The organism is Streptomyces sp. NPDC051207, assembly GCF_040682395.1.
Lineage (GTDB): Bacteria > Actinomycetota > Actinomycetes > Streptomycetales > Streptomycetaceae > Streptomyces.
In genome coordinates this window covers 58970-78222 of the sequence record NZ_JBFBAX010000028.1, presented here as the reverse complement: position 1 = coordinate 78222, position 19253 = coordinate 58970, and the positions used below count along the sequence as shown (strand labels likewise).

The 19253-nt window shown below is 73.3% G+C and carries 16 protein-coding genes; 7 read left to right on the top strand and 9 right to left on the bottom strand.

All coding sequences use genetic code 11. From position 1 onward, the window contains the following. Window positions 1-7686, bottom strand: coding sequence for an amino acid adenylation domain-containing protein (locus tag AB0M97_RS24415; RefSeq protein WP_365963093.1), 7686 nt, complete (start codon window positions 7684-7686; stop codon window positions 1-3). 305 nt (window positions 7687-7991) lie between these two features. Here AB0M97_RS24415 and AB0M97_RS24410 point away from each other — a divergent pair, with 305 nt between their 5' ends. From AB0M97_RS24410 to AB0M97_RS24400, 3 genes are all read left to right on the top strand, one after another. Beyond that, window positions 7992-9215, top strand: a complete 1224-nt coding sequence (locus tag AB0M97_RS24410) for a cytochrome P450 (RefSeq protein ID WP_365963092.1) — start codon at window positions 7992-7994, stop codon at window positions 9213-9215. 5 nt (window positions 9216-9220) lie between these two features. After that, window positions 9221-9418 (top strand): ferredoxin, encoded by a 198-nt coding sequence (locus AB0M97_RS24405; protein ID WP_365963099.1) that lies wholly within the window; start codon window positions 9221-9223, stop codon window positions 9416-9418. 143 nt (window positions 9419-9561) lie between these two features. Then, window positions 9562-10362 carry a hypothetical protein gene (locus AB0M97_RS24400; protein ID WP_365963091.1) on the top strand — a complete coding sequence of 267 codons (801 nt, stop codon included), beginning with the start codon at window positions 9562-9564 and terminating at the stop codon, window positions 10360-10362. Between the two features lie 88 nt (window positions 10363-10450). Here AB0M97_RS24400 and AB0M97_RS24395 read toward each other — a convergent pair whose 3' ends face one another. Genes AB0M97_RS24395 through AB0M97_RS24375 form a run of 5 tightly spaced genes read right to left on the bottom strand, consistent with a single transcriptional unit; the run spans window position 10451 to window position 12855 of the window. Beyond that, complete coding sequence (locus AB0M97_RS24395; RefSeq protein WP_365963090.1) at window positions 10451-11425, bottom strand: hypothetical protein; 975 nt, start codon at window positions 11423-11425, stop codon at window positions 10451-10453. Then, the gene (locus tag AB0M97_RS24390; protein WP_365963089.1) at window positions 11422-11835 is read right to left on the bottom strand and encodes a hypothetical protein; all 414 of its coding nucleotides are present in this window, start codon (window positions 11833-11835) and stop codon (window positions 11422-11424) included. Before AB0M97_RS24390 ends, AB0M97_RS24395 begins: the two co-directional genes overlap by 4 nt. Continuing rightward, the gene (locus AB0M97_RS24385; RefSeq protein WP_365963088.1) at window positions 11835-12245 is read right to left on the bottom strand and encodes a hypothetical protein; all 411 of its coding nucleotides are present in this window, start codon (window positions 12243-12245) and stop codon (window positions 11835-11837) included. The genes AB0M97_RS24390 and AB0M97_RS24385 overlap by 1 nt, the downstream gene beginning before the upstream one ends. Beyond that, window positions 12245-12604: a DsrE family protein gene (locus tag AB0M97_RS24380; protein WP_365963087.1), complete on the bottom strand. Its 360-nt coding sequence runs from the start codon at window positions 12602-12604 to the stop codon at window positions 12245-12247. The genes AB0M97_RS24385 and AB0M97_RS24380 overlap by 1 nt, the downstream gene beginning before the upstream one ends. Further along, a complete protein-coding gene (locus AB0M97_RS24375; protein WP_365963086.1) occupies window positions 12604-12855 on the bottom strand; it encodes an acyl carrier protein in 252 nt (83 codons plus the stop codon). The genes AB0M97_RS24380 and AB0M97_RS24375 overlap by 1 nt, the downstream gene beginning before the upstream one ends. A 285-nt stretch (window positions 12856-13140) precedes the next feature. On the opposite strand from AB0M97_RS24375, the gene AB0M97_RS24370 reads away from it, so the two are divergent. The 3 genes from AB0M97_RS24370 to AB0M97_RS24360 all read left to right on the top strand — a co-directional run bounded on the left by AB0M97_RS24370 (window position 13141) and on the right by AB0M97_RS24360 (window position 16297). Next, on the top strand, window positions 13141-14295 hold the full coding sequence (locus tag AB0M97_RS24370) for a beta-ketoacyl synthase N-terminal-like domain-containing protein (RefSeq protein ID WP_365963085.1): 1155 nt from the start codon (window positions 13141-13143) through the stop codon (window positions 14293-14295). Beyond that, entirely contained in the window at window positions 14292-15269 is a 978-nt protein-coding gene (locus AB0M97_RS24365) for a beta-ketoacyl synthase N-terminal-like domain-containing protein (RefSeq protein WP_365963084.1), read from the top strand. The genes AB0M97_RS24370 and AB0M97_RS24365 overlap by 4 nt, the downstream gene beginning before the upstream one ends. A 68-nt stretch (window positions 15270-15337) precedes the next feature. Then, on the top strand, window positions 15338-16297 hold the full coding sequence (locus tag AB0M97_RS24360) for a hypothetical protein (protein WP_365963083.1): 960 nt from the start codon (window positions 15338-15340) through the stop codon (window positions 16295-16297). Window positions 16298-16409: 112 nt separating this feature from the next. Here the strand turns inward: AB0M97_RS24360 and AB0M97_RS24355 are convergent, their stop codons facing one another. From AB0M97_RS24355 to AB0M97_RS24345, 3 genes are read right to left on the bottom strand one after another with little or no spacing between them, the layout of a single operon-like run. Continuing rightward, window positions 16410-17192, bottom strand: a complete 783-nt coding sequence (locus AB0M97_RS24355; RefSeq protein WP_365963082.1) for an alpha/beta fold hydrolase — start codon at window positions 17190-17192, stop codon at window positions 16410-16412. 7 nt (window positions 17193-17199) lie between these two features. Further along, a complete protein-coding gene (locus AB0M97_RS24350) occupies window positions 17200-17418 on the bottom strand; it encodes an MbtH family protein (protein WP_365963081.1) in 219 nt (72 codons plus the stop codon). 47 nt (window positions 17419-17465) lie between these two features. Then, window positions 17466-17792 (bottom strand): LysR family transcriptional regulator, encoded by a 327-nt coding sequence (locus AB0M97_RS24345; protein ID WP_365963080.1) that lies wholly within the window; start codon window positions 17790-17792, stop codon window positions 17466-17468. 233 nt (window positions 17793-18025) lie between these two features. Between AB0M97_RS24345 and AB0M97_RS24340 the strand changes: the two genes are divergently transcribed. Continuing rightward, on the top strand, window positions 18026-19246 hold the full coding sequence (locus AB0M97_RS24340; RefSeq protein WP_365963079.1) for a hypothetical protein: 1221 nt from the start codon (window positions 18026-18028) through the stop codon (window positions 19244-19246). Window positions 19247-19253 lie beyond the last annotated feature (7 nt).

Below are 19253 nucleotides of genomic sequence, written 5' to 3'. Positions count from 1 at the left end.
CTAAACGCTCCAATCCGAGGCGAACTGGTCCAGCTCGTCCTGCGAGACCAGGGGGACGTCCCACTCGCTGCCGGCTGCCGGGTCCGTCCGGCCGGCGTCGTCGGCGACCTTGGTGGCCGCCGCCGCGATGCCGCGCACGGTGCGGTGCGCGAACACGTCCTGCGGGGTGAGGCCGAGCCCTGCGGCCCGGGCCTTGCTGACCAGCTGGATGGAGACGATGCTGTCGCCGCCCTGCTTGAAGAAGTCGTCGTCCGCGCCGACCCGGACGAGCCCGAGCACCTCGGCGAAGATCCGGGCGACGGTCTCCTCCTCGACGGTGGCGGGCCGCAGGTGCGAGGCGGAGGCGGGCAGGTCGGGGGCGGGCAGCGCCCGCTGGTCGAGCTTGCCGTTCGGGGTGACCGGCAGCGCGTCCAGCACGACCAGCGCGGCGGGCACCATGTAGTCGGGCAGGCGCGCGGCGAGCGCGTCGCGCAATCCGGTCACCAGGGCGCCGTCCTTGCGGCCCGCGAGCGGGTCGTTGGCGTACCGTTCGGGCGCCGGGCCGGTCAGGTACAGGTCCCGGTAGGCGGGCTGGGGTTCGTCCGCGCCGGTGTCCGGCACGAACACGGCGTCCAGCCGGCCGTCGGCGGCCCCGGGCGTCCAGGTGACCAGCGCCCGGTAGCCGTTGCGGGAGCCGGTCTCGGTCAGGGCGGTGACGTCCACGCCGTCCGGCACCGGGATGCCGTCGATCTCGGCGATGGCCGCCAGGTCGGGGGCGAGCCGGCCGTTGGGGATGCCGGTGACGCGCACCGCGGCCGGGTGCTGCTCGCGCAGGCGCGCGTCGAGTGCGGCGAGGCCGCCGGTCTCGTCCCAGCCGGTGGCGGGCACCTCGGCGAGGGAGACGGTGGCGCCGGGCCGCTTGTGCAGCACGACGTCGTAGCGGTAGCGGCTCAGTTCGTTGTCGTACGTGGCCCGCTTGACGCGGATGTCGACGCCGCCGAAGCCGTCCAGGACCCCGGCGAGGGTGTCGAACAGGCCCGGGTGCACGAGGAGTTCGGTCTCCCGCTCGACCGCCCGGTCGACGGCGAGGCGCGCCGCTGCGGGGCTGTCGCCGGGGTGTTCGACGCGGTGGACGCCCGCCCGCATGCAGCGCAGCAGCCGCAGGTCGCGGATGTCGCCGAGGAAGACCGCGCCGGTGTCGCCGAGCAGGCTGAACGCCCTGGCGATGACGTCGGTCAGGTAGTCCACGCTCGGGAAGTACTGCGCCACGGAGTTGATGACCACCGTGTCGAACGTCCCGGCGGGCACCCCCTCCAGGACGTGCGCGGGGCTCGCGGTGAACCGGGTCCGGCCGGCCAGCACCGGGTCGGCGGCGGTCTGCCGGCGCAGCGTCTCGATCACCGTGCCGGACAGGTCGGTGCCCCAGTACAGCTCCACGTGCGGCGCGACCGGCGCCATGATCAGGCCGGCGCCGACGCCAATCTCCAGCACCCGGCGCGGCCCCAGTTCCATGATCCGCTCGACGGTGGCGGCGCGCCAGGCGCGCATGTCCTCCTCGGGCAGCACGGAGCCGTCGTAACTGCTGTGCCAGCCGGCGAAGTTCTCGCCGAGCGGCGGACCGTCCTGCTCGGCGGCGCCGTACACCTCGTCGTTGATGACCTGCCACTTGCCGACCTGGTCGGTCTCCAGGCCGACGTCGCGGGCCTCGCCGTCGGGCTGGGCGGGCACCACGTAGCCGACGAGCTTGCGCTCCCCGGGCCGGTCCTCGCGGATCACGACGGCCGCGGACGCCACCTCGGGGCGGTCGGTGAGGACGCCGGCGATCTCGTCCAGTTCCACGCGGAAGCCGCGCAGCTTCACCTGGTCGTCGGCGCGGCCGACGAACTCCAGCTGCCCGTCGGGGCGGCGGCGCACGACGTCCCCGGTGCGGTACATCCGCTCCCCCGGCGTGCCGAAGGGCGCGGCGACGAAGCGTTCCGCGGTCAGTCCGGGCCGTCCCAGGTAGCCGCGGGCCAGGCCCACGCCGGCCACGTACAGCTCGCCCGCGACGCCGACCGGGACGGGGCTGAGCCGGGCGTCCAGCACGTACACCCGCGTGTTGGCGATGGGGGTGCCGATGGGCGGGACGGCCGCGCCGGAGAGCGGTTCGCTCATCGTGGCGCACACGGTGGTCTCGGTCGGGCCGTAGGCGTTGATCATGCGGCGGTCCCGGGACCAGGTGCCGGCCAGCTCCGCCGGGCAGGCCTCACCCGCGACGGTGAGCACCAGGTCCGCCGGGACCGAGGCGGGGTCGAGGCCGGTGAGCGCGACCGGCGCGATGGTGGCGTGGGTGACGCGGTACTCGGTGAGGAACGCGGCGAGGGCGTCGCCGAGCAGCAGGCCGGAGTCGACCGGGAGCACCAGGGCGGCGCCGCACAGCAGGGCGATGCAGGTCTCGGACACGGCGGCGTCGAAGCTGGGCGTCGCGTACTGGACGACCCGGCTGTCCGGGCGGATCGCGAACCGCTCGATCTGCGCGGCGGCCAGGTTGCCGATGCCCCGGTGGGTCACGACGACGCCCTTGGGGCGGCCCGTGGAGCCGGAGGTGTAGATGACGTAGGCGGCGTGGTCGACGGAGGCGGGCCGCAGCCGGTCCGCGTCGGTCAGCCGTCCGGCGGGCAGCGCGGCGGTCCGGGCCGCGGCCCGGGCGTCGTCCACGACGAGGCACGGCGTGTCCGGCAGCACCTCCCGGGCCGTGTCCGCCACGGCGGCGCAGGTCAGCAGCAGGGCGGGCGCGCAGTCCTCGGCCATGAAGGCGACCCGCTCGCGCGGATAGCCGGGGTCGACGGGCACGAACGCGGCGCCCGCGGTGACCACGGCCAACTCCGCGACCACCAGGTCGACGGACTTCGGCATGACCAGCAGGACCCGGTCCTCCGCGCCGATCCCGTGCGCGACGAGCTGCCGGGCGAGCCGGTTGACCCGCGCGTCCAGTTCGGCGTACGTCAGCTCCTCGGCGCCCGCGACGAGCGCCACGGCCCCGGGGGTGCGGGCGGCCTGGTCGGCGAACAGTGCGGGCAGGGTGTCGACGCGGACGGCGCGTGCGGTGTCGTTCCAGTCGGTGAGGAGGCGCCGGCGCTCCTCGGCGTCCAGCGCGTCCAGTTCGCTCAGCCGGCTGCCGGGCCGTCCGGTCGCCGCGTCCAGCATCCGGACGAGGCGGCTGATGAGCAGCTCGACGGTGGAGCGGTCGTACAGGTCGGTCGCGTACTCGACGGCGCACACCATGTGGTCGTCCGTCCCGCCCTCGCCGCGCACCTCGCGGAAGTCGAAGAGCAGGTCCAGCTTGGCGGTGTGGGTGATGGCGGGCTCGATCCACGCCTCCAGGCCCGGCAGGTCCAGGACGGGCGTCTCGTTGTTCTGGAAGCCGAGGCCGATCTGGATGAGCGGGTGCCGGCCGGCCGACCGCTCCGGGTTGACGGCCTCCACGAGCCGCTCGAACGGCAGGTCCTGGTTGGCGAAGGCGGCCAGGCCGTCCGCGCGGGCCTTGCCGAGCAGGTCGGCGAAGTGCGGGTCGCCGCTGAGGTCGGTGCGCAGGACGAGGGTGTTGACGAGGAAGCCGACCAGGTCGTCCAGGGCCTCGTCGGTGCGGCCCGCGATGGAGATGCCGAGCGGCACGTCGTCACCGGCGCCGAGCTTGCTGAGCAGCGCCGCGAGCGCGGTCTGCACCACCATGAACGGGCTGACGTCGTACTCGCGCGAGCACCGCAGCAGCTGCCGGTAGACCTGCGGCGGCAGCTCGAAGCGGAGCGTCTCGCCGCGGTAGGAGGCGACGGGCGGCCGGGGCCGGTCCGGCGGCAGGGTGACCTCCTCGGGCAGCCCGGCCAGGTACTGCCTCCAGTACGCGAGCTGACCGGAGATCGCCGAGGCCGGGTCGTCCTCGTCGCCGAGGATCTCGCGCTGCCAGAGCGTGTAGTCCGCGTACTGCACCGGCAGCGGCTGCCAGCCGGGGGCCTGGCCGCGGGCGCGGGCGGTGTAGGCGGTCTGCAGGTCGCGGGTCAGCGGCACCAGGGACCAGCCGTCGCCGGCGATGTGGTGCACCGGCATGAGCAGCGCGTGGTCGTCCTCGGCCACCCGGTACAGGTGGGCGCGGACGGGCGCCTCGGTGGCCAGGTCGAAGCCGATGCCGGCGCGTTCGGCCATGGCGTCGGCGAGCCGGTCGGCGGTGATCTCGGTGACGCCCATGACGGGCGTCGCCTCCTCGGCGGGCAGGATGTGCTGGCGCGGCGTGCCGTCCCGGTCGGGGAAGACGGTGCGCAGGCTCTCGTGCCGGGCGACGACGTCACCGATCGCGGCCTGCAGCGCCTCGCGGTCGAGGGAGCCCTTGAGCCGCACCACGAGCGGGATGTTGTACGTGCCGGCCCCGCCGTCGATCTTGTCGACGAACCACAGCCGCAGCTGGGCGAAGGACAGCGGGATCTCCTCCGGCTTGTCCATGACGGTGAGGGGGCGGCGGGCCCGGGGCACGTTGCCGGTGCCGGCGAGCCAGGAGATCAGCCCGGCCGGGGTGGGCTCCTCGAAGACGGTGCGGATGGCCAGTTCGACGCCGAAGGCCGCGCGGATGCGGCTGACGAGCCGGGTGGCCAGCAGCGAATGGCCGCCGAGGTCGAAGAAGTTGTCGTCCATGGAGACCGACGGCACGCCCAGGATCTCCGCGAACAGGCCGCAGAAGATCTCCTCTTCGGGGGTGCGCGGGGCGCGCCCGCCGGAGGCGGCGCCGAAGTCCGGGGCGGGCAGCGCCCGGGTGTCGAGCTTGCCGTTGGCGGTCAGCGGCAGCGCGTCCAGCTGGACGAACCACGACGGCACCATGTGGTCGGGCAGTTCGGCCGAGGCGTGCTTGCGCAACTCGCCCTGGTCCAGGGCGCTGCCGCCGCCCCGGCCGCCGACGACGTAGGCCACCAGGCGCCTGTCGCCGTGACTGTCCTCGCGGACGGCGACCGCGGCCTGCCGGACGTCGGGGTGGCGCAGTACCGCGGACTCGATCTCACCCGGCTCGATGCGGAAGCCGCGGATCTTGACCTGGTGGTCGGAGCGGCCCAGGTACTCGAGGTCCGCCGTGCCGTCGGCGGGCCAACGGACGACGTCTCCGGAGCGGTACATGCGCTGTCCGGCCGGGCCGAACGGGTCGGCGACGAACCGGGTGGAGGTCAGGTCGGGGCGGCCGAGGTAGCCGTCGGCGACGCCGGGTCCGGAGACGTACAGCTCGCCGGGCACGCCGGGCGGGACGGGGCGCAGCGCGGCGTCGAGGACGTACAGGCGCAGGTCGTCGATGCCGAGGCCGATCATGCTGCCCAGGCCGGCGCTCGCGTCGGCGGCGGTCAGCATCCGCTCGGTGGTGTGCACCGTCGTCTCGGTGATGCCGTACATGTTGACCAGGCGCGGCGCGTCCTCGGCGTGCCGCTCGTACCACTGGGCCAGCCGGCCGAACTCCAGTGCCTCGCCGCCGAAGATGACGAACCGCAGGGCGAGCCGGTCGCCGGTCTCGGGGTCGTCCCGGTCGGCCTGGATCAGCTGGTAGAAGGCGGAGGGTGTCTGGTTGAGGACGGTGACGCGTTCGCGGGCGAGGCACTGCAGGAACTCGTGCGGGGAGCGGCTGACGTCGTAGGGGACGACGACGAGCCCGGCGCCGTTGAGCAGCGCGCCCCAGATCTCCCACACGGAGAAGTCGAAGGCGTACGAGTGGAACAGCGCCCACACGTCGTCCGGTCCGAAGCCGCTCCACGCGCGGGTGCGGTCCAGCAGCCGGATCACGTTCTGGTGGGCGACGACGACGCCCTTGGGGCGGCCGGTCGAGCCGGAGGTGTAGATGACGTAGGCGGCCTGGTCGGGCAGGAGCGGGCCGCCGCGCTCGTCGTCGCGGATCGCGGTGTCGGGCAGCGCGGCGAGGTCGGCCGCGGTCTCCGGGTCGTCCAGGGCGACGGTGGGCAGGCCGGTGGCCGGGCGGGCCAGGGCGTCGTGGTGCGCGGTGACCATCGCGGCGGGGGCGGCGTCACCGAGGATGTAGGCGGCCCGGTCCGCGGGCGAGTCCGGATCGATCGGCAGGTAGGCGGCGCCGGCCTTCAGGGTGGCGAGGACGGCGACGGGCAGGGTCACCGAGCGGGGCATGGCCAGGGCGACGAGGTCGCCGCGCCGTACGCCGCGGGCGATGAGCAGCCGGGCCAGCCGGTTCGACCGGGCGTCGAGTTCCCGGTAGGTCAGGGTGCGGCGGGCGCCGGGGCCGGAGGAGATCACGGCGGTGCGGTCCGGGTGGGCGCCGGCCGCGGCGGCGAACCGGTCGGTGATGGTGGAGCGTTCGCCGGTCCGGGCCGCGGCGACGCCGCCCCATTCGTCCACGAGCCGGGTCCAGGTCTCGGCGTCGACCATGTCGAGGGTGCCGATCGGGCGGTCGGGGTGGGCGGCGAGTTCGCCGAGCAGCCGGGTGACCAGGCCGTGGTGCATCTCGGCGGCGCCGGAGCCGTAGACGTCGGGGTTGGCCGACAGGTCGAGGCGGAAGCCGCCGTCCTGCTCGGCGACCACGATCAGGGAGAAGTCGTCGTCGTGACCGGCCGTCAGCGGGTTCAGGGTGGCGGGCAGTCCGGCGAAGGCGACCGGTGCGGAGACGACGTGCAGGTTGACGCGCGGTCCGAGGAGCCGGCCGTCGGAGCCCAGCAGCTTCAGGTCGCGGCGCAGGTCCTCGTAGCGGTAGCGCTTGTGCCTGGACGCCTCGCGCATGCGGCGGTGCGCGTGGCGGACGAGGTCGCCCGCGGTCATGTCCGGGCGGACGTTCAGGCGGACGCCGATCACGTTGGAGACCATGCCGGGCACGGTGCGGCCCGCGGCGGTCGAGCGGGCGGCGACGGACAGCGCGATCACCACGTCGCTGCTGCCGGTGACCCGGCTGGTGTAGGCGGCGAGCGCGGCCAGCACGGTGGCGGGCCAGCCGACGCCGACGGAGCGGGCCGCGTCGCGCATCGCGTCCCCGGTGCCGGGCGGCACGTGCAGGCTGCCGCGCACCAGACGGTGCGGCAGTGCCGTCGGCCGGTCGCCGAGGCTGGCGACGGCCGGGGTGTCGGCGAACTCCCCGGTCCAGAAGGACCGGTCGGCCTCGAAGGCGGCGGACTGCCGGTAGGCCTCCTCGTCGTCGATCAGGTCACGCAGCGGCGGCAGCGGCTCGCCGGTGGTGTCCTCGCCCGCGACGAGCCGGGTGTAGATCTCGGCGAGGCGGGCGGCGACGAGGTTGGCGCCGAAGGCGTCCATCACCACGTGGTGGTAGCGGTAGTAGAACAGGGTGCGGTCGTCGGCGACCTTGATGAGGGCGAACCGGTACAGCGGGCCCTCGCACACGTCGACCGGGGTGTCGGCGTCGGCCCACATCCAGGCCTCGGCCTCCTGCCGCGGATCGCCGGCGGCGGAGAAGTCCAGGACGTGCAGAGGCTGCCGGGACCAGTCCCCGACCGGCTCGACGATCTGGACGGGGCCGGTGCCGTCGTCGGTGAACCGGGCGCGCAGCGCCTCGGTCTCGGTGACGACCTGGCGCATGGCGGACACGAACAGCCGCTGGTCGACCGCTCCCGCGATGTCCAGGTACAGGGCGGCGTGGAAGGTCGCGTTGGGGCCGCTCAGGCTCTGTGCGTACCAGATTCCGGCCTGGCCGGCGGTCAGTGGCAGAACCGTGGCTGACGAGTCAGACATCTGTCCTCTGTTTTCTTCGGGCCAGGCCGATCCGGTGTTCGGTCAGGGCATGAAAGGCCGGCGCAGCGGCGTGCGCTCAACTGGGGTTCAGCGACGGGTGTGCGATGTACTGGCTCAACGGATACACGACCGGATAAACGTTGTCGCGGGCCGGTGCATTTTCCGGAAACGGCCCGTACCCAAGGGAATTCAGGTTCTTCGAATCGGCTCGTCTGCAGCTAGCGGCAAGCGGCTCCGTGCATTGCGGGCCCGTCCCTAGGATCGGCCCCGCAGGAAATGACCCGTACAGATAAAGGGGTAACGTCATGACGGACGCTGTGGACAAGGTGGCGACGTGCCCCGTCGCCCCGCGCGGCTGGCCCAACCCGCTGCTGCCCGAGTACGACCAGCTGCCGGAGGGCCGCCCGCTGACGCAGGTGACCATGCCGTCCGGAAGCAAGGCGTGGCTCGTCGCGCGGCACGACCAGATCCAGCGTCTGCTGGCCGACAACCGCTTCAGCGTCGAGCCGCACCCGACGTTCCCCATCCGGTTCCCGGCGCCGCAGGAACTGCTCGACATGATCGCCCGCGACGCGAAGAACCTGCTGGTGACCATGGACCCGCCGCGGCACACCCGGGTCCGTCAGATGGCGCTGCCGGACTTCACCATCAAGGCCACCGAGAAGCTCAAGCCGCGCATGCAGGAGCTGATCGACCACTACCTGGACAGGATGGAGGCCGAGGGCGGCCCCGCCGACCTGGTCCAGGCGCTGGCGCTGCCCTTCCCCGCCCAGGTCATCTGCGAGCTGGCCGGCATCCCCGAGGGCGACCGGGACATCTTCACCCGGAACGCGGCCATCATGGTCGGCACCCGCCACTCGTACACGATGGACCAGAAGCTCGCCGCCAACGAAGAGCTGATGAAGTACTTCGCGGCCCTGGTCACGGAGAAGCAGCAGAACCCCACCGACGACATGCTCGGCAACTTCATCGGCCGGGCGAGCAAGACGGACGAGTTCGACCACCACGGTCTGACGCTGATGACGAAGATGCTGCTGCTCGCGGGCTACGAGTTCATCGTGAACCGCATCGCGCTCGGCATCCAGGCGCTGGTGGAGAACCCCGAGCAGCTCGCCGAGCTGCGCGCCGACCTGCCGGGGCTGATGCCGAGGACCGTGGACGAGGTGCTGCGTTACTACAGCCTCGTGGACGAGATCATCGCCCGTGTCGCCCTGGAGGACGTCGAGATCGACGGCGTCACCATCAAGGCGGGCGAGGGCATCCTGGTCCTCAAGGGCCTGGGCGACCGCGACCCGTCCAAGTACGAGAACCCGGACGTCTTCGACATCCACCGCGACTCCCGCGACCACCTGGCGTTCGGCTTCGGCGTCCACCAGTGCCTCGGCCAGCACGTCGCCCGCGCGATGTTGGAGCTGTGCCTGACCAGCCTGGTCGAGCGCTTCCCGGACCTGCACCTGGTCGAGAGCGACGAGCCGATCGAGCTGATCGACGGTCTGCCGCCGGTGCACAAGCTGACGATCGGCTGGTGAGCGGCATGAAGCTGATCGCCGAGCGCGACCGCTGCATCGGGGCCGGGCTGTGCACGCTGCACGCCCCGTCGGTCTTCGACCAGGAGGACGACGGCCTGGTGGTCCTGCTGACCGAGTCGCCGTCCGGGCCGGCCGCCGACGACGCCCGCAAGGTCGTCGAGCACCTCTGCCCGTCCAAGGCCATCCGGATGTCCGGCGGCTGAGCCCCGGCCCCGTCCCCCGGGCCGCGGGTCCGGCACCCCCCCCGAGGGTGCCGGACCCGCGGCCGTTGACCGCCCGCGCGCCTCGTCCCGCCGCGTGCGGGCACCGACCCCCGTCCCCGCACCGACCGGAGTGGACAGCCCCCATGACCCAGCTCAGCGGATGGAAAGTACTCAACCCCGGCGGCCAGGACGGCGACCTGGTGCTCGCCGTCGACTTCGCCACCACGGGGCGGTCCGACTCGGGCTTCTCCGACCTCGTGCCGCGTCTGGACCCGGCGTTCGCCGTGTGGGAGACCCGGCAGCCGCCCGGCGCCACCGGCCGGCCCGCCGAGGACTACCTCGCGCTGTGGGACGGCGAGGCCGCGGGCAGCGGCCGTACGGTGCGGGCCGTGCTCGGCTACTGCGCGGGCAGCGTGTTCGCCGGTGAGCTGGCCGCGCGGATCGCCGCCCGGCAGGGCGAGGCGCCCCGCCTGGTGCTGTTCGAGCCGGAGGTGCCCGCCCCGGCCGGTCTGTACCGCGACTTCGCCGCCATGATGAACCAGTTCGCCTCGGTGCTGTCGCCCGACGAGGTGACCGCCGCCCAGCAGGAGGCCGACGCGGCCCGCGCGGACGCCGCCGACTTCGGCGGGTACGGCGACGCCCTCGTGCGGATCTTCAAGGAGCGGGCGGGCGCCGCCTTCGCCCGGGAGGAGCTGGACACCGAGCTGCTGGACGAGTTCGCCGCGGTCTTCCGGTCGTACGTCTCCTACCTGGACGCCGCCCGGCAGATCGACCCGGCCGCCACCTGGCGCACCGGCACCGCGGTGAGTTCCCGGACGCCCTCCGGGGGCGCGGCGCTGGCCGGGCGGAACGTCGGCGTCGACGTCGACCACGCCGAGATGCTGCGCGACGCCCGGGTCGCCGAGGCGGTCAACGAGATCATCGGCGCGTACGTGACGTCCTGACCCGCGCGTGACGGCCCCCGCCCGCCTCCCACCGGACACAGGTCCGGCCCCCGCCGGGAGGTGGGCGGGGGCCGGGGCTTCGCCCGGGTCAGATTCCGGCGGTCGCCGTGCGGTCGACCCGGGCGCGCGGCCGGCTCGAACCGATGAGGGCGCCGACGGTCATCACGCACCGGTCGCCGTCCCAGGTGCGCCCCGACACGAAGACGTTGTCGGCCATCAGCCGGTCGATGTGCGACTCGTGGCGCAGGACGGCGCCGGGGCGCACCTCGCCGAAGAAGCGGCAGTCGCGGAACGCGGCGGCCACGGGCACGCCCTCGGCGGTGCCGGTGGACAGCCACAGCAGCACCGAGGCCTGGCCGAAGGACTCCAGCATCAGGGACCTGGGGTACATGTAGCGCGACAGCGGCAGCCCGTCGGGCATGCCCTGGTAGCAGGGCTCGGAGCCGGAGACCGCCTTGGCGACGGTGATCCGCCGGCCGGGGTCGAGGCCCTCCACCCGGTCCACCATGAGCATCGGGTGACGCACCGGCAGCAGGTCCAGGATGCCGGTGTAGTCGGGCCCGGGCCCCGCGGCGGGCGCCGGGGGCGCTTCACCGGCGGGCGGTGCGGCGGCGAGGACCGCGTCCCGGTCGCCGAGCGTCACCTTCACCGCGGCGACGGGTGTGCCGTCCTGGCGGGTGCCGTCGGCGGTCACCTTCCAGCGTCCCGGGCCGTCGGGGGCCGCGGTGACGTCCAGGCGGATCTCGTCGCCGCCCTGCATCGGCGCCAGCCAGCGCCCGGAGCGGACCTCCAGCAGGTTCAGCGGCTCGTCCGCGCCGGCCAGGGTGGTGACCGCCTGGCGCAGTCCCTCCAGGACGAACACGGCGGGCAGCAGCGTCAGCCCCGGGAAGTGCCCCGCCATGTACGGGTCCTCGGGGTTGACGGTCTTGAACAGCGCGAAGCGCCGGCCGGGCCCCTCGCCGTGCACCTCGATCCGGTCCACCGCGCGCAGCGGCGCCGCGAAGGTGCGCGGACCGGCCGCCACGGACGGCCCGCCCGACGCCATCAAGGTGCCGCCGGTCATACGAACCACACCTGGTCGTACTCGGGCCAGCGCAGGGCCAGTTCGGCCGGGTCGAGGCAGACCGTTCCCGGCAGGAGCTGCTCCGGGGTGAAGCCCAGTGCCGTCACGGCGCCCCGGTCGACGTAGACGGTGAAGTCCTCGGCGATCAGGTCGCGCACCGAGCCGCGGTAGTCCGGCAGCGTGTCGAGCACCATGGTGCCCAGCCGCACCGACGGCCGGTAGACGTCCTCCTCGACGGCCATCGTGACGGCCGCGCCGCGCAGCGCGACGTCCACCCGTTCGAACTGGTCGTGCAGGTCGAGCAGTCCGTACAGGGCGTGGAAGAACTGCGCCTCGACCGCGCCCCGGTAGGCGCGGTCCAGGACGCACAGCACGGGCGGGCCCTGCCGGGTGCGGGCGGTGGTGGTCATCAGGCCCCTCCGAGGTAAAGGGTCTGCCGGGCACCGGCGACGGTCGCCGCGAGCCGCAGCGGGGAGCGGTGCCGCACCTGCGGGACGTGGTGGACGGCGCCGCGCTCTTCGGTGCAGGCTGTGCAGCCGATCCAGGCGAAGCGGCCCCCGCCGTCGGCGATCATCCGCTGGACGACGGCGGACGGGGACGGGTAGTGGCCCTGCGGGTCGCGCGTGTTGGGCAGCTTGGTGTCCCCGAAGGTGTCCTGGGTCATCATCGTCGCGTAGCCGCACGCCCAGACGCGGACGGAGCCGCCCCGGTCGAGCATCGCCTGGGACAGGCGCAGCGCGGAGGTGACCACGTCGCTGGAGTGCGGGGCGGCCGTCAGGATCAGCAGCAGGTCCCACATCCGGCGTTCCATGGCGGCCATCAGTGCCACACCCCCCGGCAGTCGTCCTCGGCGAGCGCCGCGGCGACGACGTCCATGCCGACGACCTCGGCGTGCGGGGACAGCGTGGTGGCGGACAGCGCGCGCTGCGCCGCCGAGAAGTCGTCGACGAGGATCTCGGCGCCGGCCGCGGCCAGCCGCTCGATCTCGGGGGACGCGGTGCCCACGGCGGTGAGTACGCCGTCCTCCACGAGGAAGACCCGCACGCGGTGGCCGGCTTCGGCGAGCACCGCGGCGTCCAGGAGGAAGGCGCCCGCGTTGGGGCCTGCCCAGTTCCCCTTGCTCTCGATCATGAGGTACGAGATGCGGGAGGCGGCGTGGCGGGTCTCCGGCGCGGTCATCAACCGCCCAGCTTCCGGCTCAGCAGGTCGAGGACGTCGGGGAACCTGCGGACCGTGCCCAGCTCCTCCTCGGGGATCCTGATCCCGAAGCGCTGCTCGAGCGTGACCGCGAGCTCCAGGGCCACGACCGAGTCGACGCCGAGTTCCTCGATGAGGAGGACGTCGTCGGTCAGCGCCGACAGCTCGACATCCAGCGTGTCCGCCACCAGCTCCCGAAGTTCCGACACGTCCAGCGTGGTTTCGGCACTCACCGGAATTCCCTTTCCTCGGGCCAATGCGCGTGATGTGCTTGATTCCCCGGGAGACGCGTGTTGTCCACTTCTCCGGGAGGCGCACAAAAGTTGTGGAATCATGCGCCCACATGAAACTCGTGAGCTTCGGCGATGCTAGGTCAGCGCCCCGAACGTGACGAGGCGCCCGGCTGATTGCTGCAGGTACTTGCAAGCCCCGCCGGGCCCGTTCTTTCGTGAATGCATCCTGAAAGCCGTCGGCCATTGTGCCGCGCGTCGGTAAAGAGCGAACAGCGAGGTGCACAGGTGACGGTGGTGGTCACGGGGCTGGGCGCGGTGAGCTGCTTCGGCAGCGGAACCGGCGCCTTGTGGGAGGGGCTGCTGCGCGCGAGTCGGCGCCCGGATCCCGCGCCGGAGATGTGCGGCCTGCCGACCCGGCCGCATCTGTACGCGGTGTCCGGCGACACCTGCCCGGCGGACCCGGACGCCGCACCGCGGGGGCGGACCAGCGCCCTGGTGACCGAGGCGGTCGGGCAGGCCGTGGCCGAGGCCGGGCTGTCACGCGAGGACCTGTTCGACGCCGGGCTGACCGTGGGGACCTCGCTGGGCGACATCGACCTGGCCGAGCGCCCCCGGGCGGCGGGCCCGCGGCTCGCCACCCACCGCGTCGCCGCCTCGGTCGCCGCCCGGTTCGGGACCGGCGGACCCGGCCAGACCCTGTCCACCGCCTGCTCCGCGGGCGCGTACGCCGTCGGCTGGGGCGCCGAACTGATCGAGACGGGCCAGGCCGACATCGTGGTCGCGTGCGGCGGGGACGCCTTCTCGCGCGTCGCGGTCGGCACGCTCCAGCGGTTCGGGCTGCTGGACGACGAGTGCTGCCGGCCCTTCGACACCGGCCGCGCGGGCATGGTCACCGGCGAGGGAGCCGCCGCCCTGGTGCTGGAGTCCGCCGGTTCCGCGCGGCGGCGCGGCAGGCCCGCCCTGGCCGAACTCGCCGGGCACGGCTGGACCTGCGACGCCCATCACCCGATGGCCCCCGAGCCGTCCGGCGAGCAGTTGCGCCGCTCGGCGGCCCTCGCCCTCGCGGGCGCCACCGAGGCCCCGGGCGCGGCCGTCCTGCACCGCGCCGGGGTGGCGGGCAACGACGCCGTGGAGGCCACCGCGATCAGCGCGGCCGTGTCCGCCGCCTGCGGGGACGGCCGCGCGGTGCTCGGCTACGCGCCGAAGGCGGTCACGGGCCACACGGCCGGCGCGGCCGGGGTGTTCGGCTGCGTGATCGCGGCGCTCGTCCTGCGCCACCGCCTGGTCCCTCCCAACGCCCATGTCGCCACCCTCGACCCCGACTGCCCGCTGACGGTCCCGCTGCACCGGCCCGCCCCGCTGGCCCGGCCGTCGGTGCTGGTCAGCGGCACCGGCTTCGGCGGCAACAACGCCGTGCTCGCCTGGCGGGCCGCCGCATGACCGTGCTGATCACGTCGGCCGCCGCCGTCACCGAGAAACCCGCGCCCACCGCCGCCGACGCCCCGCACTGGTTCGACCCGGCCGCCCATCTCGGCCGGCGCGGCTGGAAGTACCTCAGCCCCGCCACCCGGTACCTGCTGGCGGCCGGCAACCAGGCGCTCGGCAGACGGCACGACGACCCGCCGCTGTCCGGGCCCGACGCCGACCGGTTCGGCGTGGTCACCGGCACCCAGTACGCGATCACCCGGGTGCACCGGCGGATGGACACCGTGCTGACCACCGAGGGCGTCCACGGCATCAGCCCCGCCGAGGTGCCGGGCTTCTCCATGAACACGCCCGGCAGCCAGCTCGCCATCAGCGCCGGGGCCCGCGCCTTCTCGGTCACGCTCACCAACCCGGTGACGGCCGGTCTGGAGGCCGTGCAGTTCGCTCTCACCGCGCTGCGCACGGGCCGCGCCGACCGGGTGGTGGCCGCGGCGACCGACCAGGCCCCGCTGGACCGCGGCGCCGGCGGCGAGTACGACGCCGCCGCGGCCGTCGTGCTGTCGGCGGCGAGCGCCGCGGCCGACGGCCCGCGCCCGCTCGCCGCGGTCACCGGGGGCCTCTCGCGGTTCCTCCCGCCGGGTCCCGACGGTGCCCCCGGCCCCGCCGCGCTCACCGCGAGCGCGGCCCGGATCGCCGCACTGGCCCGCACGGCGGACCCCGTACGGCTCGTGGTCGGCGCACCGGCCGCCGCCGCGCCGCTCGCGCTCGCGGTCGGCGACGCCGTCGCCAAGGCGCTCGCCGGCACCGGGGTCGCGGTGCGCGACGCGGCCGGCGACGTCCGGGAGTCGCGGCACTGCGCGGTCTCGGGACTGCTGGACCTGATCGGTACGGCCCGCGCCGGCGGACCCGCACTGGTGATATCCGCATCGGAAACCGGGCATCTCACCGCAATAGGCCTGGCTGATCCCGTTGGCCCAGAATTCATCTGAGTGCGGATATCACAGCGATACCCGGAGCGCTTTGACCCGTCAAGCAACGCCCCGATATCGTTCCCGGCATGACAGTCAGGGCAGAACAGCCGATCGACCGATTGACCAGATTCCGCAGAATCGGCGGGCTCGGTGCCGCTATAGCGGTGACTCCGTACCTGCTCATCAAAATCGTCTGGACTTTCGGTTTCTTCATTCCGACCGAGGAAATGGGCGGCGCGGACTGGCGGGCGATCAACGCGGCGACCGCGTTCCTCGCCGCGGTCGGCATCGTGCTGGCCATGGCGTTCTCCAGGCCCTGGGGAGAACGCCTGCCCGCCTGGCTGGTCGCGCTGCCCGTGTGGGTGGGCACCGGACTGCTCGTGCCGATGCTGCTGCTGGCGCCGGTGCTCGGCCCGGCCGCCATGAACCGCGACCAGGAGGCCGGCTCCCCGGACTTCTGGATCTACGAGCAGATCCTCGTGATGATCTCCCTGGTCGGAGTCGGCGTCGGACTGCCGGTCGCCCTGGCCGGGTACGCCAAGGCGCGCTGGCCGGAGGCGCTGGGTGGTCCGCTCGCGTGCGCGGAACCGGTGGGCAGCACCCGGCAGTTGCAGACGACGCTGGCCAGGATGGCCGCGGCCGGCTGCGTCCTGCTCGCCGGCGTCAAGATCTTCTGGGCCGCGGGCGGCACCCTCGGCCTGGACTCCGGCGAACTGGACCGCCGCGACCTGTGGTGGCACATGCTGTCGGTGAGCACGGCCGTCTGGGCGCTCGCCGGGGCCTGGGGCATCCTGGTCCTCACCTCGCAGCGCGGCGCGCGCACCTTCCTGCCGCCGATGGCCGCGGCCTGGGTGGCGTCCGGGATGCTGTTCTCGTACAGCGTCTACAACCTGCTCACCCTCACCGACATGCAGCAGCCCTCCCCGGAACTCCCCATCGCGGGGGCGCTGGCCCGGGACGTCAGCGCGGTCCTCGGCGTGCTGATGGGCCTCACGCTCCTGCTGGTCCTGCACGACCGCAGGCGCGCGCTGCGCGGCCGGGACTGACCCGCCCCACGCCCACGGCGGGCGCGCCCCGACAGCACGGCACCGCCGTGCGGTTGCCTCCCCGGGACGCGGAGGGAACCGCACGGCGGTGCCGTGTGACGCGCGAGCGGCCTCAGCCGCCTGCGCCGGGGACGGGCAGGGTGCACCACTGCGGCAGCCGGGACCACACCTCTGGGGTGTAGAAGTGCCCGCCTGGCAGTTCGACCGCCTGGAACGGGCCGTCCGTCAGGGGCCGCCAGTGCCGCTCGACATCGGCGAACGGCGCCGCGTCCTCGGTGCCGTACAGCACCCGCAGCGGCATCGACACCCGCGAGCCCTCGGCGAACCGGTAGGACTCCGAGACCGCGAGGTCGGCCCGCAGCAGATCCACGGCGATCCTGACCAGCTCCGGTTCGTTGGCGATCACCGCGGACATCTGCCCGAGGTCACGCATCCACCGCACGAGGGCTTCCTCGCTGTCGTCGGACCGCGGCACGGTGGCGCGCACCTCCTGGCGCCTGCCCGGCGCCACACCGCCCGACACGACCAGCGCCGACGGCACGGCGAGACCGAGGCGTTCGAGCTCCGCCGCGGTCTCGAACGCCACCCACGACCCCATGCTGTGCCCGAACAGGACGTAGGGACGGTCGGCGAGGCACCGGACGGCGGCCCGCACCACGTCGTCGCGCAGTCCGGTCCAGTCCCGGGCGAACGGGGTGTTGAACCGCGACTCCCGGCCGGGGTAGCAGATCAGCGCCAGTTCCACGTCGTCCGGCAGGGCGTCCGCCCACTGCCGGAACGGCGCCGTGCCGCCGCCGCAGTAGCTCAGGCACACCAGCACCCGCTCGGCGTGCGGCCGGGGGCGCGGCCGGTGCACGGCGGCACCGGCGTCCGTCTGTACGATCGTCGACCTCACCACCGGCCTACTTGGCGCCTTCCATCTGGCGGACCAGGCTGAGCGGACGCATGTCGGTCCAGTGCTCGTTGACGTAGTCCAGGCAGGCCTGCCGGCTGTCCTCGGGGTGTACCACCGTCCAGCCCGCCGGGACCTCGGCGAACGCCGGCCACAGCGAGTGCTGGCCCTCGTCGTTGACCAGCACGCGGTACTGGGCGTCGTTGTCCTCGAAAGGATTGGTGCTCATCGTCCACTCTCCAAGCAAGGTCGCTTTTCGTTCCCTGACCGGCGTCGTCAGGCGCTGTACCGCCCGACCACGGGCAGTGGTTTCGCTTTCGGGATTTCCTGGTCGTCGCATTCGCCGGACGGCAGGGCGTGCGTTTCACGAATGCTGTCGATCAGCAGGAGCACCGCACGCACCGACGGCAGGATCATCCGCCCGTTCGCGGTCAGCCGTGCACCACTGGGATGCCTGGTGAACAGCTTGAAACCGAGGGATTCTTCCAGACGCTTCACCTGATAGGTGACGGCGGGCTGGGAGTAACCCAGTTTCCGCGCCGCGACATCCATGCGCCCGGTTTCCGCGATCTCAACAAATGCCCGGAACTCGCGCTCGTGCATCCTGCCCCCACGTGTGGTCATTCCACGGCAGAACCCGACCACAAAACCGCCGTACCAAGCACGCTACCGACCCGCAACTCGCCCTCCCCCAGCCCTTTCAGGAACCTGCACGGCGGCCGGGGCAGCCGCCGGGCCCGGCCTGTAGCCGAACCGTTGCCGTTCCGTCGGAAGTCCCCCACAGCCGGCGCATAGTGTGTGGGCCGTTCCGTTCCACACCAGGGGGAGTCAGCACCATGCGTTCCATACGGCCGTCCTTCGCACCGCCCCGGAAAAGCGGCGGTCGCCGCCGGACCTCTCCCGTCCTCGGCGCGGTCGCCCTCGCCTCCGCCCTCGCGCTGACCGCCACCGCCTGCGAGTCGGGCGGGGCCGAAGCGGGCGGCCCGGCCACCGCGTCCACCGCCCCCGACGACGGCGGGATCAGGATCCCGGACGATCTGAAGGACCGCCTCAAGGAACACGGGATCGACCTCGACAAGTGGAAGAACGGCGCCTGGCGGAACTGGGACAGGGACGACTGGCTCCGCGAGGCGCAGGACTACGTCAACCCCATCATCGAGGACCTGTGGGACCCGGACCGCATGCGGGAGGCGGAGGAGCCGGACAAGAGCGTCGACGAGGGTGACCTCTCCGGCGACCGGGGCGTCACCGACCCCGAGCCGAGGCCGCTGCCGGCGCGGCCCGTGCAGCCGTCGTACCACGCCAGTGCCCCCACCGCGGGCAAGGTCTTCTTCGACGCCCCCGGGGGCACGATGGTCTGCTCCGCGACCGTCGTCGCCGACCCGGCCAACCCGGGCAGGTCCAACATGGTGTGGACGGCCGGCCACTGCGTGCACGCCGGCAAGAAGGGCGGCTGGTACCGCAACATCGCCTTCGTGCCGTCGTACAACGACGCGGGCAGGTCCGCCGGGGAACTGGAGGGCGCCACCAAGGAGGAGGTCGCTCCCTACGGCGTCTGGTGGGGCGACTGGGCGCAGACCTCGGACCAGTGGATCGAGCAGGGCGGTGCGACCGGCGGGGACGGCGCCCCGTACGACTTCGCGGTCATCCATGTGACGCCGGAGAAGGGCAGCGGCGGCAAGTCACTGGAGGAGACGGTCGGTTCGGCCCTTCCGGTGGACTTCGGGGCCCCGGCCGTCCCGGAGATCGAGAGCCTGACGGCGATCGGCTACCCGGCCGCGCCGCCGTACGACGGGCAGAAGATGTACCAGTGCCAGGACCGGCCGGGCCGGCTGTCGCTGAACGCCTCCGACCCGACGATGTACCGCATCGGCTGCACCATGACGGGCGGTTCGTCCGGCGGCGGCTGGGTCGCCACCGGCCCGGACGGCAAGCCGGCGCTGGTGTCCAACACCTCGATCGGCCCGGTGACCGCCGGCTGGCTGGCCGGCCCGCGCCTCGGCGACGAGGCGAAGGGCGTGTTCGACTCGGTCAGCGAGAAGTTCGCGGGCCAGTAGCCGGACG

Excerpts from the sequence above, each read along its gene's own strand:
- AB0M97_RS24415 (WP_365963093.1), bottom strand. The coding sequence starts at position 7,686 with ATGTCTGACTCGTCAGCCACGGTTCTGCCACTGACCGCCGGCCAGGCC.
- AB0M97_RS24410 (WP_365963092.1), top strand. The coding sequence starts at position 7,992 with ATGACGGACGCTGTGGACAAGGTGGCGACGTGCCCCGTCGCCCCGCGC.
- AB0M97_RS24405 (WP_365963099.1), top strand. The coding sequence starts at position 9,221 with ATGAAGCTGATCGCCGAGCGCGACCGCTGCATCGGGGCCGGGCTGTGC.
- AB0M97_RS24400 (WP_365963091.1), top strand. The coding sequence starts at position 9,562 with ATGACCCAGCTCAGCGGATGGAAAGTACTCAACCCCGGCGGCCAGGAC.
- AB0M97_RS24395 (WP_365963090.1), bottom strand. The coding sequence starts at position 11,425 with ATGACCGGCGGCACCTTGATGGCGTCGGGCGGGCCGTCCGTGGCGGCC.
- AB0M97_RS24390 (WP_365963089.1), bottom strand. The coding sequence starts at position 11,835 with ATGACCACCACCGCCCGCACCCGGCAGGGCCCGCCCGTGCTGTGCGTC.
- AB0M97_RS24385 (WP_365963088.1), bottom strand. The coding sequence starts at position 12,245 with ATGGCCGCCATGGAACGCCGGATGTGGGACCTGCTGCTGATCCTGACG.
- AB0M97_RS24380 (WP_365963087.1), bottom strand. The coding sequence starts at position 12,604 with ATGACCGCGCCGGAGACCCGCCACGCCGCCTCCCGCATCTCGTACCTC.
- AB0M97_RS24365 (WP_365963084.1), top strand. The coding sequence starts at position 14,292 with ATGACCGTGCTGATCACGTCGGCCGCCGCCGTCACCGAGAAACCCGCG.
- AB0M97_RS24360 (WP_365963083.1), top strand. The coding sequence starts at position 15,338 with ATGACAGTCAGGGCAGAACAGCCGATCGACCGATTGACCAGATTCCGC.
- AB0M97_RS24350 (WP_365963081.1), bottom strand. The coding sequence starts at position 17,418 with ATGAGCACCAATCCTTTCGAGGACAACGACGCCCAGTACCGCGTGCTG.
- AB0M97_RS24345 (WP_365963080.1), bottom strand. The coding sequence starts at position 17,792 with ATGCACGAGCGCGAGTTCCGGGCATTTGTTGAGATCGCGGAAACCGGG.
- AB0M97_RS24340 (WP_365963079.1), top strand. The coding sequence starts at position 18,026 with ATGCGTTCCATACGGCCGTCCTTCGCACCGCCCCGGAAAAGCGGCGGT.